The sequence below is a fragment of the Myxococcales bacterium genome (genome assembly GCA_022184915.1).
Classification (GTDB): Bacteria; Myxococcota_A; Polyangia; order Fen-1088; family Fen-1088; genus JAGTJU01.
The window spans coordinates 918,136-943,808 of record JAGTJU010000002.1; the positions used below are offsets into that span (position 1 = coordinate 918,136).

Below are 25,673 nucleotides of genomic sequence, written 5' to 3' on the forward strand. Positions count from 1 at the left end.
AGGCTCCACGCCTGTGTGACCGTTTCCGGGCGGCCCTGGCGGAAGCTGTGCCTCATGCGATAAACTACGCAGATGGTTAAGCGAAGGGTTGTCTTCGCGCCCCTCGTTCTGGCCCCTGCCTTGATGTCTGTTGGGGTGGGGTGTGGAACCGGGCGAAGTTCACAGTGGGACGCGCCGCCTGTCTCCACAAGCGCCGCCACCCACGTGCCGGGCGAAGCGGAAGAGGCTGAGCGCCTGTGGCGGGACCGTAGCTCCCGCGCGTCGCTGGAAGGCGCGATCGCCCGGTGGGAGGCGCTCGCCGCTGCAAGCCCCTCGGATGCGGCCCTCTGGGGCAAGCTGTCTCGGGCCTACTATTTCTTGGCTGACGGCCACCTGCGGGCAGAGCCCCAATCGGAGGCCTACCTCGGGGCGTTCGAGAAGGGCACGAGCGCAGGCGAGCGGGGGCTCGCAGAGAGCAACGCCGCGTTCAAGGCGCGGGTTCTCGCAGGCGAAAAGGTCGAGGACGCGATCAAGGTCGTGGGCAAAGAGAGCCTCGAGCCCATGTATTGGTACGCGGTCAATTTGAGCAAGTGGTCGCGCGCCAAAGGCTTGGCTGCCTTGCTCGGGAACAAAGACCGGGTCAAGGGCGTCGTCTCCCGGGCGCTCGAGCTCGACGAGACGTTTTTCTTCGGAGCCCCGCACCGCTACTTCGGCGCGTACTGGGCTCTGGTGCCGGTCGGCAGAGACATGGATGCGAGCCGGGCGCACTTCGAGAAGAGTTTGGCCATCGCACCCGGGTACGCGGGAACCAAGGTGCTGATGGCCGAGAGTTATGCCGTGAAGAAGCAGGACAAAGACCTCTTTTTGAAGCTGCTCGATGATGTTTTGGCGATGCCCGACGACGCGATCGCCGAACTGGTCGCGGAGACCCGGGTGGAAAAGGAAAAGGCGAAACAGCTGAAGGCACAGGCCGATGAGCTCTTCTAGTCTTGGGCCACCCGGCATCGAGGGTGTGGACGTCGAGCGCCGCCGTTGGGTGGCGGCGGGCCTGGCGGCCTCTGCGGTGGCGGCGTTACCCCGCCGGCGGGCGGGGGCCGACGAGCCCATCACGCTCAAGCTGGCCACCGTGGCCCCCGAGGGCACGCCCTGGGCCGAGCAGCTGGCGCAGTACCGGAAGAAGGTCGAGGTCGAGTCGAAGGGCCGCCTGCGCCTCAAGCCCTTTTTCGGAGGGGCGCTGGGTGACGAACTCCAAACTGTGGGCGAGTGCCGGCGGGGGGCGCTGCCGATGTGGGGCGGCACGACGGGGTCGCTGGCCACGTCCGTGCCGGAGCTGTCGGTGCTGGAGCTGCCGTTTCTGTTTCGTCATGCCGAGGAAGCGGATCACATCCTGGACCAGGTTTTGTTCGAGGATCTCCGCAAGCGGCTCTTCGATCGCGGCTTCGTGGTGGTGCTGTGGTCGGAGAATGGGTTCCGTTCGTTTGGCACGAAGTGGGCGCCCATCACGGGACCCCAGGATTTGGCTGGGCACAAAATGCGGTCTCAGGAAAGCCTGGTGCACCTCGAGATGTACCGCGCTCTCGGCGCCTTGCCGCAACCCATCGCCGTCACGGAGGTGCTGCCTGCACTGCAGACGGGGGTGGTGGATGGCTTCGACAATACCCCTCTTTACACCTTTGCCGCCTCCTGGCACCTGGCCATTCGGCACTTCACTCTCTCTCGGCACATCTATCAGCCGGGGCTCATTTTGCTGTCGCGGAAGGCGTATGAAAAGCTTCCTCCCGACCTGCAGAAGATTCTGACCTCCGACCTGGGCAAGATCACGGCCGAGGGGCGTGCCAGCGTGCGCGAGATGGAGCCGTTGCTGGTACAAAACTTCAGCAACGCGAAGATTCCCGTGTACACCCCCAGCGCCGCCGAGCGGGCAGCGCTGGCCAAGGCGACGGCAGGCGTGGAGCAAAAACTCGTCAAGGCGGTGCCCTCGGTGAAGCCCCTGTTGGCGTCCATCAAAAAGGCCCTGGGATCGCGCTCTCCATGAGAGACGGGGTCGGCGCGATCCGGCGCATGTTCGTGCGGGTCGAAGCCGCGGTCACGGCGTTCGAGCGGTTCCTCATCGTGGCGCTGCTGGCCATCATGGCCGGGGCGGTGTTCCTGGATGCGCTCCACAGGATTTTTGCTGCCAAGGAGGGGCGTACCGAGCGCCTGCTCATCGCCCTCTTTCCAGGGGCGGCCGGCGCGGTGGAGCAGGTGATCGCGCCTGCGCTCTTGGGTTTGGCAACCTGGGGGCTGGCCTACGCGGCCCTTCGCACGCGCCAAGGCCCGCGGTTGCCGCGTAGGCGCTCCTTGGTGCTGGCAACGGTGATGACCGGTGCGCTCGTGGCGGCCACGCGTCTTTTGGTGCGGGGGCTGCCGAATGGCCTCGTATGGTCGCAGCAGATGGCCCTGTGCTTCATGTTGTGGGTGGGGCTGACGGGAGGTTCACTGGCCACGAGGGAACACAGCCACATCGTGTTCGAGCTGGCCGCACAGCTTTGGCCGCAGGCGCTCAGGCGGGCGGTGGAGTGGCTCGCACGGGGAACCGCCGCCGCCTTTTCCTTGGGCCTTGCCTACCTGGCCCTGGTGCACGCTCAGGAGCACTACCTGGAGTGGGCGACGTCCACCGGGGGCGCGGGTTTGTTCGAGGCGTTTCGCGTGCCACGCTGGATCATCTTTGGTTTCCTTCCCATCCCGCTCGCCACCATGGGCCTTCGGTTCCTGGCTTTCGGGGTGCGGGCGCCTCTGCCCAAGGACCCGCCGTCGTGATCCTCGCGCTCGTGCTCTTCGCGTTGCTCATCGTGGGGGTGCCCCTCTTCGTGGTGATCGGGGTCGCTGCGGCGGTGGCGTTTGGTCTTTATGCCGGTCACGGTGGGGTGGATGGACTCGTCGTGCTGGTGGTGAAGCTGGCAGGCTTGACCACGAAGAACGTGTTCCTTGCCATTCCGTTCTTCATCATCTCGGGGGCCATCATGAGCGCAGGGAGCATCGCCGCTCGTCTGGTGGCCGTGGCCGAGGCGCTGGTGGGAGGCCTTCGGGGGGGCTTGGCCGTGGCGGCGCTGGTGGCCAGCGTGATCTTTGCTGCCCTCAGTGGCTCTTCGCCCGTGACCCTGATCGCGATCGGCGGAATCATGTTTCCCGCGATGGTGCGCGCGGGCTACCGAGAGTCTTTTGCGCTTGGCTTCGTCACCACGGCGGGCAGTCTCGGGTGTCTCGTGCCGCCTTCGATCCCCATGCTGGTCTACGCGATCAGCGTCACGGGTACGAGCGGCGTGGACGTACGCGAGCTGTTCCTGGCGGGCATGGGCGCAGCACTGGTGGTGGTGCTGATGCTGGCGGCGTACGCCGTGGTGCGCGCGGGTCCGGTGCAGACCACCGAAGCCTTTTCGTGGCCGAGGCTCGAGGTGGCGTTGCGCGAGGGCGTCTGGGCTTTGGCATTGCCAGTCCTCATTTTGGGGGGAATCTACGGCGGCTTGTTCACTCCCACGGAGGCTTCCGCGGTGAGCGTGGTTTATGCCGTGGTGGTGGAGACCCTGGTTCACCGGTCGTTGTCTCTTCGTCAGCTGCCCGATGTGGTGGTGAAGGCCACCACCAACATGGGCGGTTTGCTCTTGGTGATTGGTCTGTCCTTGGCCGTGAACGACTTCATGGTCGAAGCGGAGGTCGCGGAGGCAGCCCTTCGGCAGGTCCGCGCCTTGGGGCTTGGGCCCGTGGGCTTCATGATGGTGGTGAATGTCTTTTTGGTGGTCACCGGCATGTTCATGGATTCGATCAGCGCGATCGTGCTGTTTACACCGGTGATCGCCCCCGCGGCGGTGGCACTCGGAATCGATCCGCTTCACCTGGGTGTCGTTTTCATCGTCAACATGGAGATCGGCTACCTGGCGCCGCCCATCGCCACCAACTTGTTCGTGGCAGCCACGGTGTTCAAAAAGCCGTTTGGTCTGGTGGTCCGCTCGGTGATCCCCACTTTGCTCATCCTGGGTGCGGGCTTGCTACTTCTGACCTACGTTCCCACGCTCACGGTGGGCCCCGTGCATGCCCTGCGGGGCGCGTCGTTTTTTCGGCCGTTTGCGGCCGCGGCGCCTGCCCCGAAGACCACGCCGGACCCCGACCCGGCCATGGGGCCCGCCAAGTCCGAGGCAGATGGCGCGAAGAACGAGGTTTTGACCCTCGAGGAGATGATGCGGCTCATGAAGGCCAAACGCGCGGCCGAGGCCGCTACCGAAGAGGCCACGCCCCCCGAGGTGGCCCCGGCCAAGGGCGCGGATGACCCCGCGATCGCCCCGCCAGCGGGCGCATCACGCTAGGGACGTAGCAGTCTACGTGCGGGGCTCGAAGCGAAACCCCCACGGGAGGAGACGCTCGATGTCGAAGACTTGCCCGAGGGTGTCGGGGGCGCCGTCATCGACGAAGATGAGAGGTGGAGGCTGGCCGGGCGCGGGATCGCAGAACTGACGGATGAATTGCCGGCAGAGACCGCAAGGGCTGCGGTTGGGCAGAACGTCGCCGAGCGCGTCGCGCACCGAGACCGCCAGGTAGCGCAGCCGCTTGTCTTCGTTTTCAGGTCGGCTCGTCACCGCGGCGGAAAGGGCGGTCCGTTCGGCGCAAAGGGTGCCCCCGTAGGAGCTGTTTTCCACGTTGGCGCCGGTGAAGATTCGTTGCGCGGGATCGCTCGCCATGATGACCGCGGCCCCCACGTGGAACTTGGAAAAGGGGGCATAGGCGTTGCCCGCAGCCCGTCGGGCCTCTTCGATGAGGGTCCGGATCTGGTCCGGATCGATCGTCACCTCCCGCTCGGGAAGCGAAAATCCGGGCACCACGAGGCGTCCCGCCGGGGTGGATGTAACGGCGTCAGGTACGAGCAGGCGAGGCAGGATGAGGGTGACCATCCGGTGAGTCTACAGCGTACGCCTGGCTGTCGAAGGGGAGGAGCCTGCGGCCGAGCATCCCTACGGCCCCGGGGCTCTGTCGGACGTCAAGGCAACTGGGCGAGCCAATCGACCAGCGGCCCCAATGCATCGACGTGCACATAGTGACCGGCACCTGGCAGCACGTGCACGTCGCAACCCGCGGCCCGAAGGCGCTGCGCTTCTGCGGCGCTTACGTACCGGGATCGCTCCCCCAGCGCACAGTGCACCGGAACCTCCCCAGATTCCACCACGGGCCACAGATCATCCTGGGTGAACGTTTCGTGAAGGGCGTCGAGCGCCCGCCGGTCGATGCGCCAGCGGTAAAGTCCCTGATCGAGGCGCAGGTTCATCAGGATCCACTCGGTGAGGGGCGCCGAAAGGCCTTTGCCCAGGAAGAAGCTTCGGAACACCTGGCGATCGTCGGCCTCGTCCGGGGCCTGCATCATGATGTGGAGCACCTGCCGGCTCTCCGAGGTTCGTGTATCGATGGGTCCAGGTCCGATGTCGAGCAAAACGACGTCTGCCACCCGTTCCGGGGCGACGCGTGCGCAGGCAAGCGCCACACGGCCGCCCAGCGAATGTCCCACGAGCCGCAAGGGATGGGGAAGCAGGCTGGCGGTTGCGAGCACCGCGCGCGCCACGTCGTCGAGTGTGGCATCGGCGGGAAGGGGGGGCGAATCGCCGTGCCCCAGCAGATCGGGGAGCAGCAGGGTCTGGTTGGGCTGCCTCTCCAGCCACTTGTTCGCCAACGTGCGCAGGTTTTTTCCCGAGCCCAAAAAGCCATGCAACAGGACCGTTCCGAGCGCTCCTTGACCCAGAGTAAAGGCAGAAAGCCGTTGAGGCGACATGACGAAGGAAGCTAGCAGGTCGTGCGCCTCTTTCGGCCGCGTCCGGGGCCGCGTATCGTGAGGGCCAGATGAAAACCCCGCGTCGCTTGCCCGTGGTCTTGTTGGGCCTCGCGGCTCTCGTGTGCTTGCTCTCGGCGTGGCAGCCGGCGGCAGGGCATGCGTCTTGGTTCTTGGAGGTGGGACCGGGCCTCGCGGGCATCACCGTCATGGTGGCAACTTACAGGCGTTTTCCTCTGTCGAACTGGGTCTACGTGTGCACGTTCCTCCACCTGTTGATCTTGATTTACGGGGGCTACTACACGTACGCCGAAACGCCGCTTGGCAACTGGGCGCGAGACACCTTTCATCTTTCGCGCAACCACTACGATCGGGTGGGACACCTTGCTTTGGGGGTGTTTCCGGTCTTCGTCATTCGTGAGGTGTTCATGCGCGCGACGCCCCTGCGGCGGGGCGGGTGGTTCGTCTTCACCCTGCTTTCGGTGGTGTTGGCCATCGCGGCCTTTTGGGAGCTGCTCGAGTGGTGGGTCACGCTGGCCGTGGCTTCCGACGTGGGTGTGGCCTTTCTGGGCAGCCAGGGTGATCCCTGGGATGCACAATGGGACATGTTTCTGGCCCTCGTGGGGGCCGCCGTGGCGCTGCTGTTTTTGTCACGCGCGCACGACCGCTCCCTGCGCCGACACGGACTTTTTCCCGGCCCGGATCAGCCTGCCGCGCGGTAGACGCGGTCTCCATCCCGCGCCAAAAGGCGGCTGAGCGCTTTGCCTAGCCGGGCTTCGTAGGAGTGCTCGGCGACGGCCCGCGCGTGACCTTGCGCCGCGATCCGCCTTCGCGCGAGATCGTCGCGCAAGTAGCGCGCTATCACCTCACGCGCTTCTTCGGCGTTGCCGAAGGTGACCACCTCTTGCCCAGGCTCGAAGAAATCTTCGAGCGGAATCAGACGGTCAGCCAGCTGAAAACCGCCTGCCCCACAGATCTCGAAAGCGCGCGGGTTCACGAGGTCCTTGCGGCTGCCGAAGCGTCTGGGATCTACCTCCGAGCTCAGGTTCAAGTTGATGCGACTGCCTCGAAAGAGGTCCGCAAGACCTTCATGAGGCAACGTGCCGTCGTGAGCCACGAAGGGCCTCAACGACGGCTCGGCCGCAAAGTGGGGACCGAAGAGGCGCAGGCCGGGGACCTGCAAGGCTGCCAGGTGCGCCACCCGGTTCGGGTAGCCGGTTCCCACGAAGGTGACGTCCCCGCAGGCGTCAATCGGTGCCTCGACGAGGGGCCCGGGCTCACAGGCCAGGGGGACCCAGTCGACGTACCGTACGCCCAGGTTGAGCAGCGCCGTGGTGAAGGGCTCTTGCTGGAGAGTCCACACGTGGTCGAAGCGAGGCGCGGCCTGCCGCCAGTAAGAAAAGACGTGGTAATCCTCGACGAACCAGAACACCGTGGGCACGTCTCGCTCGGCCAAGGGGGCGAGGTCGTCGGGGCTGAGCACGGGCGCTTGCGCCAAGAACAACGCCAGCTGCGGGCGCGACTCACGCAGTTGCTTCTGGGTGTGGGCGGCCGCCCGGAGGAACACCCGAACTTCCTCGGCCTGTCGTGCCCCTTCGGGGAGCGTTTTGCATGCCGCGAGATCGGGGCCGAACGTGCGGTTGTCGATGAACGAGACCCGATGGCCCAGCCGCTCGAACGCCCGCGCCGCTGCCGCCGCCACCGGCGCGGAGCCCCCCGTGACAGGACCCACGACCGCGAGGGTGAGGGGAACCGAACGCGGGGGGAACCACAAGGTTCAGCCTCGGCCCTGCGGTTCCGTCGTCGCGCCTGCCAGCTTCTGGCCGATGGCGGCGAGCGCAGGGTGCTCGGGCCAGCGGGCCCCGAGCCGCTCGTACCAGGCGCGGGCGGGTTCGGTTTGGCGTAAGGCCAGATGCAGCGTGACGAGCCCGAGATAGGGAGACACCTTGTCGGGATCCAGCTCGACCGCGCCGGCCAGGAACGGCAGGGCACCCCTGACGTCGCCGCCCGCGACCAGGTGTTTGGCGAGGTCTAGGAGCAACAAGTGCCGCGGTCCCAGCACGGCCAGGGCTCGTTCCAGCGCCGCGGGCACCAGCGCTCGGCGCAGAAGGCCGTGCCGTGCAGAGATCCACAACAGGGTCGCTTGTTGGCGGGGAGACAGCATACCGGCAAAGAGGGCCGGTGGCCGCCGCCGCTCGAGCAGGGCATCGACCGTCGCGCCGAACAGTCCCAGATCTCCTTCGGCGTCTTCGCGCAGGAAATTGCGCGGGGGGGGCTCCCGCCCCTGAACGCCGGCGTAGACCTGTCGGGTGCGTGCCACCATGAGCTGCGTGCCGTGGTGGTTGCGCACGTAGTTGTGATTGCGCTGCCGGGTCGTGCTCCACGCCGCGGGCGCCTCGAGTTGCCTCAGCAGCGTTCTGACGCCGGCGGCGGCGCCTGTGGGGGAGAGATCTTGGAACAGATGCAAGGCGGCGCCCGCGCTGGCCGCGCGGCGGAAGGGGGGCAACGGCGATGCGGCCACCAGGGCACCCTGTGCGAGCGCCTCGAACACCACACGACCAAACGTCTCGGCGGCCGAGCCGTGCACGACGATGTCGGCTTCGGCCAGGTACGGCGTGGGATCGGCCACCGCGCCCACCCGCCGCACGCGGGGGTCACCGCTATTTCCGTCGATGCCCACGATGGTGACCTCGAGCGGAAGGTCGTCGAGTTGGCCCGTGGCCACGATCTGCTCGAGGGTGACGAACATGGCCTTTTCGGGCCGCCGGATCTCGAGAAGCCGAATGGGACGTCTTGGCTCACCCAGCGGTGCCCGCGGCAGGGGGGCCGGGGGAACGAGGATGCCGCTCGAGATGCACGTGCTGCGGCTTGGGGCCTCGATGCGCCACTTGGTCTCCGGGGCCACCACGATGCTGTGATCCACGAAGTGGCTCGACTCGCAGTCGAAGTCGTTGTGTACGGTCTGAACGATCCGAGGCGCCCCGGCGAGCTGCGCGGCCAAAGGCGCGAGCGGGTGATCGTTGATCGTATGCAGGTGCACCAGGCTCGTGCGAGACATGGCGGCAAGAAGCGATGCGAAGCGAGGGGCCTGCAATTTCGTGTACCGCGCGGCCAGGGTGCGCGCCCGCTCGGCCGCCAGACCCTCCACCTCGGTGACCACCATGTGCGTGTCGCCAATCCCCTCGAGCAACACGAGAATGTCGGCCTCGGCCCCGCCGATCGTGAGCCGCGGGTACACCCGCGTGACCCCATGGGCAAAGGCGGGGGGCAGCACGTTGACCCGCGCTTGAAAGGAGCCCGCGGATGGTGGGGGCGTCGGCCTGGAATCGTCGTTCACGCGTTTGCCTCCCCGGGTGGGGCACACACTTGCCTCATCGAAGCGGCCGTGGCCTCGATGAGCGGTAGGCCCATCGCCAAGGTCTCGCGCGCCACGAAGGGCGCCTGAGGTCCGTCCGTGGCGATGACGGCGTTGACGGATGCGTAGATCCGGGGGCGTGCGCGGGCTATGAGGGGTGTTGCTTCGAGAACCACGTCAGGCCAGCCCTCGGGTTTGTCGTGGGCATTCAAAAAGGCCAGCACCTCATCGTGGGCCCGCGCAAGCCGCGCCGGGGTGGGCGGAACGGGACGGAGCACGAGAGCCACGGGATCCAGAGTCGAAAAGGTGTCCAGAAATACACGCACGGGCTCCATCCAGTGGGGTGTGTCCACGTCGGGGCAGAGCAACAAGCGAAACGGCTTGCGGGTGGCCAAGGGCAGGTCGGGCGCTGCACGATCGAAGAGCGCCGCGAAGGAGAGGGGAATGCTGTCACGATCCGCGTCGAAGGGCTGCGCGCCCGCCAGCGCTTCGAGGTCCGAAAAACGCGCGCGCGCGGGATCGTGTTGCCACTTGTCGCAGAAGATCTCCCAGTTCTGTCGGGCCAGGGCGCGGGCATCGAAGCCGGCGCTGGTGAAGGTCGCGCTGCCTTCGTGGTGGAGCAACACGTCTTCTACGATGCTGAGGCGATACCCCGCCCGTCGCGCGCGTTGGCAATAATCGTCGTCCTCGAAGTTGCCGTAGCCAAAGGCCGGATCGAAGCCGCCAATCTTGTCGAGCACGTCCCGCCGAATCATCAGGCACAACCCCACGAGACGGCCCACGTCGAGGGTGCCCCCACGGTGCGTGAGCGCGCGGGCCGCCGCGGCTCCGGGAAAGTCCGTCAGCCGCGCGTAGGGCGGTGGCATGACCTGTTGCTGGCCCACGCAACGATTCGTCACAGGTCCCACGATGCCCACGGCCGCGTCGCCCTCGAAGGCGGCGAGCAAGCGGCCGAGCCATCCTTCCGGCACCCGCACGTCGTTGTTGATCACCACGGCGAACCCACCCGAGGCGCGCGCCAACCCTTGGTTGCAAGCGAACGCGAAGCCCTCGTTGCTCTCGTTTCGCAGGTACACCAGGTTGCCGTGCCGGGCGGCGAAGGTCTGTGCCACGCCCGCGACCGCGGGGCTCGAGCCGTTGTCGACCACGATGACCTCGAAGGCGCGATGCGTGTGAGCGTAGAGCGATTCGAGAAAGGCCCGCGTGAGATCTGCTTCGTTGTACACCGGTACGACGATGCTCACGGGGTCGGTGTAAGGAAGCACGCCGTGCCGATGCGCGAGGGTCTGCGCCTGCTTCGTGTCCACCCGGCCGCGTGCGCGGCGCCAGAGATCTTCCCAGCCCAGGTTGGCCGCTTGGGCCGACAGCACACGCCGGGTGCTGTCGAAGGCCCCAGGCGGGAGCGCCACCCCGTCGAGCCGGCGGCTGCAGACGTCCAGGCCGGTGACGAGAAAAAGGCCCTTGCTGGCCAAGGCATCGGCCAGGCTGTGCGGGCGCGTAGGCTCGAAGATCGGGCCGTCGTCGGTGGGCGTTCCCATGCCGAATCGGCGTGCCACGAAGGTGAGAGTCTCCGGCGTTTGGCTTGGCAGCGACTGCCCTTGCGTGACCGGCCACAAGGCTTGGTCCATGACCGAGGTCTCGAGCTCGGACAGCGCCGGGCCCGTGGTGCCGAAGGGAGGCAGCGAGGCCGTCACGGCGCCCAAATGCCGGTTGGCCGCGAGGTGCGCCGTGGCGCGTTCGAGCCAGTGCCACGAGGGCAAGTGGTTCGGGCCCACGCAGGCGACGAGCTCTGTGGACACGTGCGCGTGCGCGAAGGCCCACAGCTGCGAGAACGCGATGTCGGGGGCTTCGAGTCGTCGTGCGTTCGTCTCCTGGGGCGCCAACCATCGTGCGTAGGCCGAGATGGTTTCGTCCTGGCTGGCGTCGACGAGGATCCAAGGGTCGTCGGGGCCCAAGGTGGCGCGGGTTGCCTCGAGCCAGGGCGCCACCCACGGCAAGCTCGAGGGCAAAAGAAAACTCACCACCGTGACGGGTTCACGGGGCGTCGATCCTGGACGCGGCGCCACGGCGGCCAACTCGCGCCGCACGTCGAGATCGAAGCGCTCGGCACGCCCCAGCCACTGGGCGTGAAGGCGCGCGCTGTCGTGGCGCAGGTGATCGAAGTGATGTTCCCGTTCGGCGCCCGCCGTGGTGACCTGTGCCCGCGGGACCAAGACACTTTCGTGACCTTTCGCTCGTGCGCGCAGGCAGAGGTCCATCTCCTCACCGCCCGCGAGGTAGGCTTCATCGAAACCTTCGAGGGCGCGGAAAACGGTGGCCCGAACCGCCAGGCAAGAGGCACCGAGGCCCGTGCGGGTTGCTCTCTCTGGCCGAAGCGCCTCGCTCGGGCTTCCTTTGTGAAGCGCGAATGACTGCAAGGGCTCGCCCATGCCGTACGCAAGGCCGAGCCCCGCATCGTGGATGCGTCCGTCCAGGCCGAAGCGCACGGGGCCGGCCAACCCTGCGCCCGGGTGGCTCGACAAGGCCTCGAGCAAGGGCCCAATCCATCCGGGGCGCACGAGCGTGTCGGCATCGAGGAACACGAGTGTGGGCGCGTGGGCTTGGGCGGCACCCTGGTTCCGTGCCCGCCCGCGGGACGTCGCCGTGTCCTGACTGGACACGAAGAGGGCCTTCGGCCAGGCGCGGAGCCGATCCGCAGTCACCTCTGGCCCTCCGCTGACGACCACGAGCTCATGGGCCTCGGGCGTGTGCGCGGCCACGGCCTCCAGACACCGCTCGGTCGCATCCCATCGCTCGCTTGCCTGTAAAATGATCGTGACCAGAGGGTCCATGCGCCGCCGAGAGGTTCGTTTCCCGGGGGCATTTTGCACGCAAACGAGGAAAATTTCTGCATGAAATCCCGGCCGATCGCGGAGGCCCGCTTGTGTGCCTTCGGGGCCTCCCCGCGCGGGGTCCGCCGGGCTTTGACCGAGGGTTGTGTCAAGTGTGACTGTGGATACTTTGGTCGATTCGTCCACCTGAACTCCCGAGCTCCTTGCGTCATCGCGAGATCGTGCGATGAGGCCTTGACGGGCCTGCAGCCCGAACGCTACCCCTAACCGTCTTCGTGTTGCCCCGTGCGAACACGGTCCCGTCCTCATCGCCTTCGAGCCCCGTTCGCTGGGCTCTTTGCGCGCCTGTGTGTCCGGTCCGCATGTTTCCAGGAACCACGCCAGGACATTTGCCAACGCTTCGCCCACCATCGCCCCACCGCTTCCCCGGGAGGTTGGCGTGACCGCGCCTTTCTCTCCCGCAGACGGTGCCGACGCGCTGCACCCGACCGGCTACGCGCGCCCCGGGGCGAGTGACAAGGGGATCCGCCTTCGTGCGTGGCAGAGGCAAGCCCTCGAAACCTTCGAGATGGCCGAGCATCCCAACTTTTTGGCGGTTGCGACCCCGGGCGCTGGAAAGACCACGTTCGCGCTCACTGCCGCGCGCCGCGCTTTGGTGTCACGCAAGAGCAAGCGGCTCGCCGTGGTCGTTCCCACGCAGCATCTCAAGCTCCAGTGGGCGCAGGCCGCCGAGCGTTTCGGCATTCACCTCGATCCCGAATGGGCGGCCGGATACGGCGCGCTTCCCTCCGATGTGCATGGCGTGGTGGTCACGTACCAGCAAGTGGCGGCCAACCCTCAGGCTTTGCGTCCGCTGGTGCGAGATTCGCTGGCGGTCCTCGACGAGGTTCATCACGCCGCCGATAGCAAGTCGTGGGGTGATTCCGTCCGCACCGCCTTCGAGCATGCCTGGCGGCGGTTGTGCTTGTCGGGCACACCCTTTCGTTCGGACCAAAGCACCATTCCTTTCGTCCGCTATGAAGGGGATCTCGCCTGCTCGGACTTCGAGTACGGATACGGCGAAGCGCTCAAGGATCGCGCGGTCGTTCGTCCGGTGTACTTCCCCCGCATCAATGGCCGCATGGAGTGGACGGCGCCCGATGGCAACGTCTACAGCGCCACCTTCGAGGACAAGCTCACGAAGGATCTCGCCAGCCAACGCCTGCGCACCGCGCTCGACGTCGAAGGCGAATGGTTGCCTGCCGTCCTCACACAGGCGCACGCCCAGCTCTTGCACCTGCGGGGCCAGGACCCGCGGGCGGGCGGCCTCGTGATCGCGATGGATCAAGATCACGCGCGCGGGATCGCCGAGATCTTGCGTGAGCGCACGGGGGTCATGCCCACCGTAGCCACCTCGGACGATCCCGTGGCCTCGCAAAAAATCGCGCGCTTTTCCGAGACGCGTGAGCCGTGGATCGTGGCGGTGCGCATGGTCTCCGAGGGCGTGGACATCCCCCGCCTGCGCGTCGGCGTATACGCCACCAACACGATCACCGATCTCTTTTTTCGGCAGGCCGTGGGGCGCCTCGTGCGCTGGACGGGGGGCTCGTCGAAGCAAACGGCGTACATGTTCATCCCCGACGACGTGCGCCTGCGGGCCTCGGCGTTCACCATCGCGGAGCAGCGTCGGCACAGCTTGCGCCGGAAGGAAGACCCGGACGAGGGCTTTGGTCCACCCCCTCCCGGCGATGAACGGCCCGCCGAAGAGGAGCCCCAACTCGAAGAGCAGCTGTCCTTGTTTGCGGCGTTGTCAGCCGTACCGCTCGACGAGCAGGGCAGGCCCCTCGACGAACAGCGGGTGTTCGAGGACGGGGGCGACGAGATCCCGGATTACGTGGGCGGCGCGTTCGAGCCGGTGGCCCCCGTTCCGGACACCGGCTGGGAACCGGTGGCCCCCTTGCCGCTGCCCGATCCGGAGCCCTTGCCGCCGGCCGCGCCGGTGGTGGGCCCTTTGGCGAAACGACGTGATCTGCGCGAAAAGAACAGCGCCGTGGTGCGCGAGCTGGTCCACTTGACGGGGCGGCGTCATGCAGACGTCAACTCGGACCTCAACCGCAAGTCCGGGATCAAGCGCATCAGCGAAGCTTCGATTCGCCAGCTGGAAAAGCGTCTTGCTGCCGCGGAGGAGTGGTTGCGCAAGCTTTAATCGCCGATCGGCGGCGTCGGGGGCTTGGCCTGCGAGGAAGGCGCCCGGGCCGTGAGAATGCTGCCGAGAAGATCCGGGGCGTGCTCCAAGCGCTCGAGCCGCGGGTAACGGGGACCGCCGGCATAGACGAGCTCGTGTGCCTCGAAGAACTCTTGGTTTTCGAGCAGCAACTCGACCTTGCGGCGTCGGGGTGAGTCTTCCACCGCGGCGAGCAGCCGTTCCCGCGAGAACTTGCGACCGTTCACGGCCACCACGCGTGCGCCCGGCGGTACCCGGGCGCGCGCGGCGGCCGTGCCCGGAACGACGTCGACGACCTCGCCTTCGTGGCTCACGACGAGGCCCAGGGAATACGTGAGATTCAATTCCCGGCTTGCCGCCTCGAGCGCTCGAAACGTCTCGGTGGGTTCGCGAGTGAACACCAGGCGCCAGCCCACGTTGCCGAGGGCCGTGCGGGAAGGCTGGGCCACGATGGCCTCGATCCGTGACGTGAAGAAGGCGTCCCAGTCGAGGGGCGCCACCTCGCGCAGGAGCTCGAGCACATCGTTTCGCTCGTAGGGTGAGACCCTCACGCGGTCACCGGAAGGCCCGGCGAAGCGCCGACAGAAATCGTCGAGCGTGCGCGCCCCCTGCGTGGCCTGGCGAACGAGACCGTCGGCTTCGAGCCAGACCAGGACCATTTCTGGGTAGTAGTCGAGTCCGCGTCGTAGGTTGCGCCAGTGCTTCACCGCCTGCCCGAGGTGGGGGGCCGTAGCGGCGGTGTCCGCCAGCGAGCGCCACGTGCGACCTGTCTGCGCGTCCATGCCCGCGGCCGTCATCGCGAGAAACTCCTGCGCCTGCTCTCGGGTGCGCAAGCCAGCCCGCGCGGCCAGGACCTCGCCCCAGTAGGACGTGAGGCCCTCGTACACCCAAAGCAGGCGTGTGTCGTGGGCTTGCTGATAGTCGCGGACCACGAGCCCCTGGGGCCGCCGGTATTTGCCGTTCCAGCTGTGCACCAGCTCGTGGGGAAGCAGGGCCGAACGGAACAAGCGTTTGTGCGGATCGAGCCAGGTGTCTTCGGCCACACGGTTGTCGCTGCTGGCGTGATGCTCGAGGCCTCCGAAAGGCAGGTGGTCGGAGAGCGTCAGTAAAAACGTGTAACTCTCGTAGGGATAGGTCCCGAAGAGCGCACCGGCTTCGCGCACCAGGGCGCGGTAGCCTGCGAGCGTTTCGGGCGGCAACGCCAGGGCGCGTGCGCTGTCGGCCGCCGCAAAGAGCTTGTGCGGCGGGCCTCCCGGAGGCGACAGATCGAACCTTGTGGTCTCGGCCCCTGCCACGACGGGGCTGTCGATCAGGGTCTCGAGCGAGACCGGGGCAAAACGGAGCCGTGTGGGGCTCTCGGAGCGGGCGATGAGGGCGCTTCCCCACGACCAACCCGGCGGCAAGCGCAGGGACGCTTCGACGCGTGCCTCGGACACCGCCACGCCGCTTTCGTAGAGCAGCACCGCGTTCCATTTCAACACGAGTAGCTCCGGAGTGGCGCTGGCGGGAGAGGGGGCACCGCGCCCGCCCACGCTCGTCACCGCATCGAAACTTACGTCGAGCGCGTCGGCACCTTCTGTCGAGGGCACGACGAACGCGTAGGCGTCGCGTGGGGCGCGCTGCCAGGCCACGGGTTTTCCCCGCGCACGCATGTGAAGATTCACCAGGTCGTTGATGGGACCGGTCGGACCGTGCTCGCCCGGGAGCCACTTGGGAAACACCAGGGTGACGGGCCCCGGCCCGACCGGGATCGTTTGGCGTACGTGCAGAATGCGCTGGGGAGCGTCGGAGGCGTCCACCTCGATGTGCATGAGCGGCGAGGCACTAAGTGCAGAGCCACCCCAAGCGAGCGAAAGCAACGTGCCTGCGAGCAAGGAAAGACGGCGAGCCATTGCGCGATTTAAGCCGGCGCCTCGGTGAGGACCAAATGAAGTAAATTTAACGCGATGCGCTTGGGTCGCGAGAGGGCTTCGTGCGCAGGCTGCTAAGCTTGCCTTCGTGGCTGCATCCACCCCTTCCACGACCCTGGCGCCTCGTCCCACGATGCTTCGTGCCCAAGAAGCTGCGAAGACACTCGAGCAGGCCCTCAAGCGCTTTCGAGGCGAGCTCACCGTCGCCGACGCAGCCGCCAAAAGCGGCCTGGCGCTGCGCGACGCCGAGACAGGGCTGCACGAGTTGGTCGCCCGTTACCAGGGGCACCTGGCCGCGACGAGTGAAGGGCAGCTCGTCTTCCAATTTCCGAACGGCCTCGTGAAGCCGAAGTCGAACACGCCCCGCTGGCTCCGCAAGCTGGGGCGCGCCGCGGTGGGGGTGGGGCGCTTCGTGGTGCGTGCCTGGGTATCCATCGTGGTGATCGCGTACGCGGTGGCCTTCGGCGCCCTCATGATCGCCATGGCGGCCAAAGACGACGGGCGCGACGGACTGGGCGACGCCGTCGAGGTGGTGTTCCGCGTGGTGTTCGAGGCGCTGTTTTGGACCTTCCACCCTTTTTCTCCGTTTTACAGGCCCTACGAACCCAGCTGGCTCGGCCAAAGCCGCCGTCAGCGGCGCTTGCCGAAGGTCCCATTTTACGAGCGGGTGAACCGCTTCGTGTTCGGACCCCCGCCGCCGCCCGAGCCCACCGCCGTCGAGGTGCAGCAGGGGCTCGCCGACGAGATCCGTCGATGCGAAGGCCGCGTGGGCGTGGGAGACGTCATGCGCGTCACCGGGATGAACCGAGGCGAGGCGGACGCGGCCCTGTCGCGGTTGCTCCTCGATTACGACGGCGAGATCGAGGTGAGCGAAGACGGGGCTTTAATCTACGTGTTCAAATCGTTGCGGCAGACGGCCTTGGTGGAGCAGAGCCCCGGCCGTCAGATGCAACCTTTTTGGCGGCGCAAAGCCGAGATGCTCCCGGTCACGGGCAACCCCGCTGGCAGCAACCTGCTGGTGGGCGCCGTCAACGGTTTCAATCTGGCATGTAGCGGCTACGCGGTGGCCAACGATCTCACGGTCGAGCGCCTCTTGTGGGAGTTCAACCAGGCGATGGAGCGCTCTGCCTATGCGCCCGTGGAGGTGGCTCCTCCCACGGGGACCCCCTTGCTGCTGGGCTGGGTGCCGTTTTTGTTTTCGGGCGTGCTCTTTGCTCTGCCCGCGCTGCGCTCCCTCGGCCGGCGCCGGCAGCGGCGGCGGCTCGAGGCTGAAAATGGTCGCCGTGCGGTGGCGGCCCGCGTGTTCGAGCAGCCGCGCGCTGTCTACGGGGAAGACGAGCTGGCAAAGCTGTGGCAGGCCGGTGCCGGGCGCGCCCCCACACCGCAGGAGCTCCTGGCGTCGGTGCGATCCCTGGGCGGCGAGTTCGACCTGCACGAGGACCGTCCCGCGTTTCGCTTCGCCGAGCTTGCCCGGGAGCGCAAGGCCCTGGCCTTGGCCCGCAAACAGGCTAACGAGACCGAGCGCAGCCCGGGTGACTTGGTGTTCTCGTCCGACCGGTGAACGAGCGATGATTCGGGCGTGCTAGAGTCGCCGCGCCTCCCCGGCGCATCGACATGTCTACGTACATTCCCCTCAACGCCCGGCTTCATGGGTGGCAGGCGCCGAAGTTGCTGGCCTGCGTGCTCCTCGTCCTGGGGGCCTGCTCGTCCTCGGAGGAGCCGTCCCCCGCGTACGAACCGGTTCATCGGCCCCCGGGGTGGCTGCTCAACACCTGGGGCACCTCGCAAACCAACCTATTCGTGGTGGGCGGCACCCCCGAGGCGGGCCGCGTAGACCATTACGACGGAGCGGGCTGGTCGTCCGTACCTCTTCCCGTCGACACCCCGCTTTTGGCGTGGATGTGGGGATGGCCGGGCGACACCGTGTTCGTGGTGGGCGCGCGGGGCACCGTGCTGCGGGGGCAAGGGCAGGGCGCGGCGATGACCTGGACGAAAGAGCCCGTGCCCACGACCCAGGATCTTTGGGGTGTGTGGGGAACGAACGAAGCCGATGTGTGGGCGGTGGGCGGCAACGGCCTGGCCGAGGGTGACGCCACCTTGCTTCACCGGACCCCGTCGGGCTGGCAGTCTGTGCCCGTGCCGCCCTTGCAAAGGGCACTCGTACGCGCCTTTTACAAAGTGTGGGGCACGAGCGCCTCCGACGTATGGGTCGTGGGCCAAAGCGGCGCCGTTTTGCACTTCGATGGCATCACCTGGACCGAACGACTGGTCGGCACCGGAGAGGATCTCATCTCGCTGTGGGGCGTCGGCGAACGGCTCGTGGTGGTGGGCGGTCGCACCGTAGGGGTCGTTGCCACCTTCGATGGCCAAACCTGGAACACCCGGAGCTTGCCTGCGGTTCCGGGGCTCAACGGGATCTGGATGCGGGATGCGGAGCACGTTCACGTGGCCGGGACCAACGGCTTTACGGCCCGCATCGATTTCAAGTCGCTCGCGGTCGCGCCCCACGCGCCGATCACGGCGCTCGACCTGCATGCCGTGTTCGGCACACCCGACGGAGCCCTCGTCGCCGTGGGCGGCAACTTGCTCTCGACGAGGGGCCCCTTCGAGGGCGTTGCGCTGCAACGGGCCCTCACGGAGACGGAGTGAATGGGACGAAATCGCTTCTTTTCGTGGTCCTTTGTGGCCTGTGTCGTGCTCGCGGTCAGCGGCTGCGACGCAGACTCTCGGCCTTCGGCAGAGATCTTTGCGCCCTTGGGCGAGATCATGCCTTTGGCCACCCCGGCCCAAAGAGACACCTTCGACAGAGGCCGCGCGGTGGTGCTGCGTCGCTTTGCGCCCGCCGACGGCCTGGGACCCAACTTCAACGTGGTCTCTTGCGTGGCCTGTCACGAAAAGCCCGTAGTGGGGGGCAGCGCGGGCCGGTACCGCAACTTTTTGCTCGTGGCGCAGCGGCTCTCGGACGATTCGTACACCCCGCTCGGCATCAACGGCGTCCAGGATCATTACACCTTGGGCCCCGGCGGGCGTGTGCCCTCCCAGCCCGCGATCAACGTCTCCGCGCTGCGGAGCCCCATTCCGATGTTTGGCGTGGGGCTGATTGCCGAGCTCCCGGAAGACGCGATCGTGAGGCACGCCGACGAGAGCGACGCCGACGGCGACGGCATCAGCGGACGGCCGAACTTCGATCGCGGTTTCGTGGGACGCTTCGGGCGCAAATCTCAGACCGTTTCGATCGAAGGCTTCATCCGAGGCCCGCTGATGAACCACCTCGGCATCACCAGTGTTCCCCTTTCGGAGGCGGCACGGGCCGAGCTTCCCGTCGCGAGCCCGCGCTTCAGCCGCAGCGCCATGGCTCTGACGGTGCAAGGCCCCGGGGCGCTCGACGTGCACGTGCTCGCTCAGGCCGCCGCCCCCGACCAACCCACCGTTGATGCCGATGGCGTGCCGGACCCGGAGCTTTCCGAGCAGGATCTCTTCGATCTCGTGAGCTTCAGCATGCTGCTGGCTGCACCCGAGCCCGATCCTCCCACGCCCGCGTCCGAAGCGGGGCGGGCGATCTTTGCCCGCCTGGGCTGCCCGGCGTGCCACGTGCCCAGCTTGCGTGGCCCTCGGGGCGAGCTCCCGCTTTACAGCGACCTGCTCCTGCACGACATGGGGCCGGAGCTGGCTGATGGCATTCAGATGGGCATCGCCACCGGTCGCGAGTTTCGGACGCAGCCCTTGTGGGGTGTGGCGGCTGGCGCGCCCTACTTGCACGATGGGCGGGCGGACACCCTGGATGAAGCGGTGCGCGCCCACGGCGGCGAAGCCGCGCGCGCGCAGGAGGCCTACGTGGCGCTCGCCCCGGCCGATCGCGCGTTGCTCGAGGCCTTCCTGCTGTCGCTGGGCGGGCGCACGCAAGCCAGCGCAGGCCTTCTCGAACCCGGCGCCGCGGCGCCGCAGGCCGGCCAGCCTGGAGGCCCCGTGAGCGGCTTGAGTGCAGACCAGGCGGCCCGCTTCGCGCGCGGCCGGCGCCTGTTCGACCACGAGTTCGGGGCCGCAGGGGGCCTCGGGCCCGAGTTCAACGGCGATTCCTGCCGCGCGTGCCACTTCGACCCCGCGCTGGGTGGGGCAGGCCCCGCGGACGTGGACGTGACCCGGCAAGCCATCAGGGGCGCGGACGGTCAGGTCACGCCGCCCGCGCGCGGAACGATGGCGCACAAGCTTCAACTGGCAGGTGTTCGCCCTGCCGTGGATACCCTGGCGAACGTGTTCGAGACGCGGCAAACGCCCACACTCTTCGGGTTGGGCCTTGCCGGCCGCATTCCCGAGGCGCAGCTGGTCGCGCGGGCCGACCCCTTCGACGCCGACGGAGACGGCATTTCCGGGCGGGTGCATCGTTTACCCGACGGGCGGCTCGGCCGCTTTGGCTGGAAGGCCGACGTGCCTTCGTTGGCCGAGTTCGTCCGCGACGCGCTCACCAACGAGCTGGGCCTGACGCTGCCGCCCGAAGCAGGGTTGAGCTTCGGCGTTTTGGCCGACGCCGATGCGGTGCCCGACCCCGAGATCGATCGCGAGGCCATGGCAGACCTACTCTTTTTCCTCGAGAACCTGGGGCCACCGCCGGGGCAGAGCCGGGACCCAGAGGCCGAGGCGCAGGGCGCCCAGCTGTTTCGCGACCTGCGTTGCGACGCTTGTCACGTGCCGGTGATGACCGACGAACGGGGCCAGGTGGTGCCTTTGTTCAGCGACCTGCTGCTGCACGACGTCGCTCCCGAAGGAGCCGAAGGCATTCCCGGCGGCGAGGCGTCGGGGCGGGAGTTTCGCACCCCTCCCTTGTGGGGGGTGGGGGACACATCTCCCTACATGCATCACGGTCGGGCGTTCACGTTGGAGGCCGCCCTGGCCGCGCACAACGGGGAAGCCGCGGCCTCGGCGCAGGCCTACAGCGCTCTGCCCCCGGAGGCCCGGTTGCGGCTGCTGGCGTTTTTGCGTTCTCTTTGAGGCCCGATTGACCCTTTCGCCGTGCGAGCGGCGACCTAGGGCCAATGACGCGCAAACCACTCTCTCGCCGAACGTTGTTGCGGGGCGGGGCGGGCTTCTCCCTGGCCTTGCCGTTGCTGGACGCGATGGTGCCTCGCTCTGCCCGGAGCGCCCAGGCCATGACTCCGAAGCGCTTCGTGTACTGGATGCAGCCCTTGTCCATTTACGCGGATGTCTTTTGGCCCACGGCGCCCGGGGCCAAGCCCTACAACTGGCAGACCGACCCGATGAAGGAGGTCTACTTCAGCGGGCCGGGCGCCATGGTGAATGACAAGTTTGAGCTGCCCGAGGCCCTCGCGGCCCTGCAGCCGCACCGGAACGACATGTTGTTCGTGGAGGGGCTCGACAACTCGGGGGGCAATCACCCCGCCTACAGCACGACGCTCACCGGCACGAACACTTACGAGCACTCGCCGCAGAACATGATCTCGATTGATCAGCTCATCGCGCAGCGGCTCAACCCACCGACGAAGTTCCGGACCCTCAACGTGGGCGTCAACAATGGGGGGGCCAACGACGGCCAAGCCGTGTCGTGGCTCTCGAAGTCTCAGTCCGTGCCCGCATCGGATAACCCCATCAAGACCTGGGAGCGCATCTTCGCTGGTGTGTCTGCGGATCCCGACAAGGCACGAAAGCTAAGAGAGAAGAAGCGCTCCGTGCTCGATTCTGCGATCGAACAGGCCAGCACCCTTCAACAGGATCTTGGCGCGGCCGATCGGCGGAAGCTCGACCAATATCTGACCTCCTTCCGGGAGATCGAAAGCCGCCTCGATGCCGGTGCACAGGCCGGCTGTTCGCCCCCCGCAAAGACTGACACGAAGAGCCCGTCGCACGGCCGGGTCCTTTACGACGAGGACGAGCTCGAGGACATCGCCGATACGCCCTTCGTCATGAAGCAGCAGATCGATCTTCTGGCGATGGCTTTGGCGTGCGATCTCACCCGCATCGGCGGTCTGCAGTTCGGCACCGAGGCCAACAACAACACCTTCCCTTGGATTGGACTTCCTTCATGGCGCTGGCATGACGCTTCTCACTTCGAGGCGGGCGCTCCCGAAAAGTGGCCGGAGCAGAGGACCTTCGCGGAAGGGTGGCGTGCCGTCGCCAAATGGAGCGTCGAGCAATACGGCCTCCTGGTCCAGAGAATGAAAGACTTTGGTGCGTTCGAGAACGCGACGGTCGTGTTTCTGACCTCGATGAACCACGGTGGGGCGCACAAGGCCCGCAACTGCCCCATCGTCGTCACGGGCTCGGCGGGCGGCGCGCTCAAGGTCGGACGCCACGTGCGCCTCCCCCATCGCTTCAACGGAAACGGCGAGGGGACCCCCCGGCGGTTCAACGATCTCCACATCACGTTGGCCCGCGCGATGGGCGTCAACATCGATACCTTCGGCGACGCGGACAAGAGCACGGGACCCATCACGGAGCTTTTGACATGAAGCGAAACACATGGTCGGGAAGGGTTGGGGCCACACTCTGGGTACTCGCGGCGTTTTCCGGTTGCACCGGCGCGGTGACGGGGCAGCCCCCGGAAGCGAGCGACGCGGGCAACTCCCCCTCGGGCGACTCCCCCTCGGAGTCCCCAACACCCGACGGTAAACCTTGTGCAGGGCCCGCAGACTGCGGTGTCCAGCCCTCGAGCGGGACGGTAATGCGCCGCCTGACGCGCGAGGAATACGACTACACCGTTTCCGACCTGCTCGGCACGAAGCTCACACCCGCACGGGCCTTCCCCAGGGAGGAGACGGTCAAGGGATTCGACAACAATGCCTCTCAGCTGTCCTTTCCAGGGCAGCTGGCCGAGCAAGCCCTCTCGGCGGCAGCCTCGCTCGCGCAAGTGGCGCTCAGCAAGGCGGGGTCCATCGAGCCTTGTGCCTCGAGCGAAACCTCTGAAGCTTGCGGGAAGAAGTTCATCGAGACCTTTGGGCGGCGTGCGTGGCGCCGCCCCCTCACAGGGCCCGAAGTGGACCGCCTCATGGGCGTCTTCGCACTGGGAGACACCTTCACCGAAGGCCTCGACCTGGCCCTCCAGTCCCTGCTGATCTCCGCCCCTTTTCTCTACCGTATCGAGACGCCTGCTGAGCGGCCAAGGCCCGCGTCTTCGTGGGATATGGCCTCGCGCCTTTCGTACCTGCTGTGGAAGAGCATGCCTGACGGAGAGCTCATGGACGTGGCGGCGGCCGACGGGCTCCAGTCCAAGGCGTCCATCTTGGCTCAGGCCGAAAGGATGCTGAAGGATCCGAAGGCCGAGCGCACGTTCGCGGCGTTCAACGCGCAGCTCATGGAGTTGCCCCGCATCAATACGGCTGCCAAGGATCCGAAGGTGTTTCCGAAGTGGGACAATGACTACCCGCGGCTGCTTCGTGACAGCGCCGAGGCGTTCATGGCCCACGTCGTGAAGGAAGGCACGTTCGCAGACCTCTTCACCGCCGACTTCGTGTTTACGAACGACCAGCTGTCCGCCTACTACGGCGTCGACAAGCCCGGCACGAGCGAGATGACGAAGGTCTCCCTGAACGACCCGAAGCGTAGCGCGGGCCTTCTCACACAAGGCGGTGTCATCGCAAGCCACTCGGGGTTCACAGGCACCTCTCCCACGTTCATGGGGCGTTGGGTGCGCGAACGCTTGCTCTGCGGGACTTTGCCGCCGCCGCCACCCGAGGTGAACGTGATGATCGGGCCCGCCCCTCCCAACCAAACGACACGGGAGCATCACGCGGCCCACAACGACAATCCGGACTGTGTGCCCTGTCACCGGCTCATGGACCCGATCGGCTACGCCTTCGAGGAGTACGACGCCATCGGCGTGCACCGAACCACCGAAAACGGCAAGCCGGTCGATCCTTCGGGCGAGGCCGTCGACAGCGACGTGGGTACGTTCGTGGGCGCCACGCAACTCGGGGAAAAGCTGGCGGCCAGTACCTCCGCACAAAGCTGCCTGGCAACCCAGTGGTTCCGCTACGCGCAGGGGCGCCTGGAAGAGGCCTCCGATAAGGCAGCTCTCGAAGGTCTTCTGGCCGCCGTCAGAGATACGGGCACCTACAAAAACCTGCTTCTGAAAACGGTCCAGAGCGCTCCGTTCCTGCAGGCCTCCCCGCCCCAGGAGTAGTCCAACGGGGCGTCCTCTTCTCCGGACGGTCCACAACTTGCGTGAGCATTGACCCGGTTTGAGGGGGAGGCGCGACCTTGGCTGTACCCGTGAACGGCAATCAAAAACTGTGAGGTTCGTTGCATGCACTTGATGAGGCGCAGAGGGTTCGTCGAACGCATGGCTCTGGGGGCTGGCGCATGGATGCTTTCGCCGCTGCTGCGGCAGTCCCTTCGCCCTGCGCTGGGAGCGGCTGACACGAAGCGAAAGATTATTTTCTTCATCGATCGCATTGGCATCACCGACGAGATGCGCCCGGTCGCTGCCGGCAGTGGTCTCGACCTGAAGGGTTTTTCGCCGCTCGACGCCTACAAAGACAAGATCGCGGTGGTCCAGCACCTCTACAACCCCTTTGGCCATCACCTGCACGGCAACTTGTGGCCGCTCACGGCCATGGATCGCAAGCCTCTCGAGGGTGTGAAAACCGCACCGCTCGGGCCCTCGATCGACCGGGTCATCGCCAGGACGATGGGGGCAGATGCTCCGATCTCGTCGATCAATCTTGCGACGTGGACGGGCGACGAGGACGACGACTTTTCGCTCACCTACAGCAGTGACGGACCGCTCGCGCCCTTTGCGATCCAGCAGGATCCCGTCGCCGCCTTCGCCAGCATTTTTGGCAAGACCACGCCGGCTGACCCGGCGGCCGGCAATCAGCAGGCGGCGGCGCTTCTGCGCCGCAGGAAGAGCCTGCTCGACTTCGTGATTTCGGACCTCAAGAAGGCCTCCGACCACCTGGCCTCGGCCGAGAAGGCCAAGCTCGAGCAGTACACCACGTCGTTGCGTGAGATCGAGCTCAAGCTCGGGGACGTGGCCGCCGCCCAGCTCTCCTGCGGCGCTCCCAAGGCCCCCGACCCGGCAGCCCTCAAGGGAAAATACGCAAACCCGGACCGTCCCCACATCGTCGCGGACATCATGGTCCAGGCCCTGGGGTGCGGGTTCTCCCGGGTGGGCGTCATTGCGCACAACACGGGGGCGATGCCCTTTTTGGGGGTTTGGTACAACAGCGAGGGCAAGCCCAACCACCCCGGCCAGCACGGCATGTGGCACGGCGGCGCCACGCTCGAGCACCACAGGGCCTACCATAACTACTCGGCCAAGAGCATGGCCTATATCCGGGCGCAGCTCGAACGCGTTTCGGATGGAAGCGGAAGTCTCGCCGACAACACGCTCATCGTGTTCATGAACAACTCGGGCGGCCAACATCATGGCGGCCAGAACGACTACATCTTCATGACCATAGGCGACCTCAAAGGCGCCTTGAAAACAGGGCGATTGGTCCAGCTTCCGAGCAGCAAGATCACGAGCGGCGATCCCCGCATGACCCTGGTGACCCCCGGTGATTCCGGCTTCAAGCCGAAGGTGAACCATGACGTGCCGGTGCATTCCGTGGCCGACTTTTTCGTGTCGGTGGCCCGAGCGGTCGGGGCGGACATC

The 25,673-nt window shown here is 66.7% G+C and carries 18 protein-coding genes; 12 read left to right on the top strand and 6 right to left on the bottom strand.

The genetic code is table 11. The features are described from left to right. Positions 1 to 72: 72 nt before the first annotated feature. The 4 genes from KA712_11460 to KA712_11475 are packed head-to-tail and all read left to right on the top strand — an operon-like array spanning position 73 to position 4,319. Positions 73 to 966, top strand: coding sequence for a TRAP transporter TatT component family protein (locus KA712_11460; protein ID MCG5053568.1), 894 nt, complete (start codon positions 73 to 75; stop codon positions 964 to 966). Further along, a complete protein-coding gene (gene dctP / locus KA712_11465; protein ID MCG5053569.1) occupies positions 953 to 2,014 on the top strand; it encodes a TRAP transporter substrate-binding protein DctP in 1,062 nt (353 codons plus the stop codon). The genes KA712_11460 and dctP overlap by 14 nt, the downstream gene beginning before the upstream one ends. Beyond that, positions 2,011 to 2,778, top strand: a complete 768-nt coding sequence (locus KA712_11470) for a TRAP transporter small permease subunit (protein ID MCG5053570.1) — start codon at positions 2,011 to 2,013, stop codon at positions 2,776 to 2,778. Before dctP ends, KA712_11470 begins: the two co-directional genes overlap by 4 nt. Next, complete coding sequence (locus KA712_11475) at positions 2,775 to 4,319, top strand: TRAP transporter large permease subunit (protein ID MCG5053571.1); 1,545 nt, start codon at positions 2,775 to 2,777, stop codon at positions 4,317 to 4,319. The genes KA712_11470 and KA712_11475 overlap by 4 nt, the downstream gene beginning before the upstream one ends. A gap of 12 nt (positions 4,320 to 4,331) precedes the next feature. Here the strand turns inward: KA712_11475 and KA712_11480 are convergent, their stop codons facing one another. Together KA712_11480 and KA712_11485 are read right to left on the bottom strand one after the other, a co-directional pair. Further along, a complete protein-coding gene (locus tag KA712_11480) occupies positions 4,332 to 4,901 on the bottom strand; it encodes a cytidine deaminase (GenBank protein MCG5053572.1) in 570 nt (189 codons plus the stop codon). Positions 4,902 to 4,987: 86 nt separating this feature from the next. Then, the gene (locus KA712_11485) at positions 4,988 to 5,770 is read right to left on the bottom strand and encodes an alpha/beta fold hydrolase (protein ID MCG5053573.1); all 783 of its coding nucleotides are present in this window, start codon (positions 5,768 to 5,770) and stop codon (positions 4,988 to 4,990) included. 68 nt (positions 5,771 to 5,838) lie between these two features. Between KA712_11485 and KA712_11490 the strand changes: the two genes are divergently transcribed. Further along, entirely contained in the window at positions 5,839 to 6,489 is a 651-nt protein-coding gene (locus tag KA712_11490) for a DUF2238 domain-containing protein (GenBank protein ID MCG5053574.1), read from the top strand. Here KA712_11490 and KA712_11495 read toward each other — a convergent pair. From KA712_11495 to KA712_11505, 3 genes are read right to left on the bottom strand one after another with little or no spacing between them, the layout of a single operon-like run. Further along, complete coding sequence (locus tag KA712_11495; GenBank protein ID MCG5053575.1) at positions 6,471 to 7,541, bottom strand: glycosyltransferase; 1,071 nt, start codon at positions 7,539 to 7,541, stop codon at positions 6,471 to 6,473. The two genes, KA712_11490 and KA712_11495, sit on opposite strands and share 19 nt — an antisense overlap. 3 nt (positions 7,542 to 7,544) lie before the next feature. Further along, on the bottom strand, positions 7,545 to 9,104 hold the full coding sequence (locus KA712_11500; GenBank protein MCG5053576.1) for a glycosyltransferase: 1,560 nt from the start codon (positions 9,102 to 9,104) through the stop codon (positions 7,545 to 7,547). After that, positions 9,101 to 11,953, bottom strand: a complete 2,853-nt coding sequence (locus KA712_11505) for a glycosyltransferase family 2 protein (GenBank protein MCG5053577.1) — start codon at positions 11,951 to 11,953, stop codon at positions 9,101 to 9,103. Before KA712_11505 ends, KA712_11500 begins: the two co-directional genes overlap by 4 nt. A 439-nt stretch (positions 11,954 to 12,392) precedes the next feature. Here KA712_11505 and KA712_11510 point away from each other — a divergent pair, with 439 nt between their 5' ends. Beyond that, positions 12,393 to 14,138, top strand: coding sequence for a DEAD/DEAH box helicase (locus KA712_11510; protein MCG5053578.1), 1,746 nt, complete (start codon positions 12,393 to 12,395; stop codon positions 14,136 to 14,138). Here the strand turns inward: KA712_11510 and KA712_11515 are convergent. Next, positions 14,135 to 16,048: a M61 family peptidase gene (locus KA712_11515; GenBank protein ID MCG5053579.1), complete on the bottom strand. Its 1,914-nt coding sequence runs from the start codon at positions 16,046 to 16,048 to the stop codon at positions 14,135 to 14,137. The genes KA712_11510 and KA712_11515 overlap by 4 nt on opposite strands. Before the next feature lie 106 nt (positions 16,049 to 16,154). On the opposite strand from KA712_11515, the gene KA712_11520 reads away from it, so the two are divergent. The 6 genes from KA712_11520 to KA712_11545 form a co-directional block, all read left to right on the top strand. Further along, entirely contained in the window at positions 16,155 to 17,627 is a 1,473-nt protein-coding gene (locus KA712_11520) for a hypothetical protein (protein ID MCG5053580.1), read from the top strand. Positions 17,628 to 17,680: 53 nt separating this feature from the next. Continuing rightward, on the top strand, positions 17,681 to 18,715 hold the full coding sequence (locus tag KA712_11525) for a hypothetical protein (protein ID MCG5053581.1): 1,035 nt from the start codon (positions 17,681 to 17,683) through the stop codon (positions 18,713 to 18,715). Then, the gene (locus tag KA712_11530; protein MCG5053582.1) at positions 18,716 to 21,052 is read left to right on the top strand and encodes a hypothetical protein; all 2,337 of its coding nucleotides are present in this window, start codon (positions 18,716 to 18,718) and stop codon (positions 21,050 to 21,052) included. It abuts the gene before it with no gap. Between the two features lie 44 nt (positions 21,053 to 21,096). Further along, entirely contained in the window at positions 21,097 to 22,527 is a 1,431-nt protein-coding gene (locus KA712_11535; protein ID MCG5053583.1) for a DUF1552 domain-containing protein, read from the top strand. A 212-nt stretch (positions 22,528 to 22,739) separates the two neighbouring features. Then, on the top strand, positions 22,740 to 24,197 hold the full coding sequence (locus tag KA712_11540; GenBank protein ID MCG5053584.1) for a DUF1592 domain-containing protein: 1,458 nt from the start codon (positions 22,740 to 22,742) through the stop codon (positions 24,195 to 24,197). A gap of 159 nt (positions 24,198 to 24,356) precedes the next feature. Further along, on the top strand, positions 24,357 to 25,673 hold a 1,317-nt coding region (locus KA712_11545; GenBank protein ID MCG5053585.1), incomplete at its 3' end, for a DUF1552 domain-containing protein.

Coding starts and splice junctions, on each gene's coding strand:
- KA712_11460 (MCG5053568.1), top strand. CDS start 73: ATGGTTAAGCGAAGGGTTGTCTTCGCGCCCCTCGTTCTGGCCCCTGCC.
- dctP (MCG5053569.1), top strand. CDS start 953: ATGAGCTCTTCTAGTCTTGGGCCACCCGGCATCGAGGGTGTGGACGTC.
- KA712_11470 (MCG5053570.1), top strand. CDS start 2,011: ATGAGAGACGGGGTCGGCGCGATCCGGCGCATGTTCGTGCGGGTCGAA.
- KA712_11480 (MCG5053572.1), bottom strand. CDS start 4,901: ATGGTCACCCTCATCCTGCCTCGCCTGCTCGTACCTGACGCCGTTACA.
- KA712_11485 (MCG5053573.1), bottom strand. CDS start 5,770: ATGTCGCCTCAACGGCTTTCTGCCTTTACTCTGGGTCAAGGAGCGCTC.
- KA712_11490 (MCG5053574.1), top strand. CDS start 5,839: ATGAAAACCCCGCGTCGCTTGCCCGTGGTCTTGTTGGGCCTCGCGGCT.
- KA712_11505 (MCG5053577.1), bottom strand. CDS start 11,953: ATGGACCCTCTGGTCACGATCATTTTACAGGCAAGCGAGCGATGGGAT.
- KA712_11515 (MCG5053579.1), bottom strand. CDS start 16,048: ATGGCTCGCCGTCTTTCCTTGCTCGCAGGCACGTTGCTTTCGCTCGCT.
- KA712_11525 (MCG5053581.1), top strand. CDS start 17,681: ATGTCTACGTACATTCCCCTCAACGCCCGGCTTCATGGGTGGCAGGCG.
- KA712_11530 (MCG5053582.1), top strand. CDS start 18,716: ATGGGACGAAATCGCTTCTTTTCGTGGTCCTTTGTGGCCTGTGTCGTG.
- KA712_11535 (MCG5053583.1), top strand. CDS start 21,097: ATGACGCGCAAACCACTCTCTCGCCGAACGTTGTTGCGGGGCGGGGCG.
- KA712_11540 (MCG5053584.1), top strand. CDS start 22,740: ATGCGCCGCCTGACGCGCGAGGAATACGACTACACCGTTTCCGACCTG.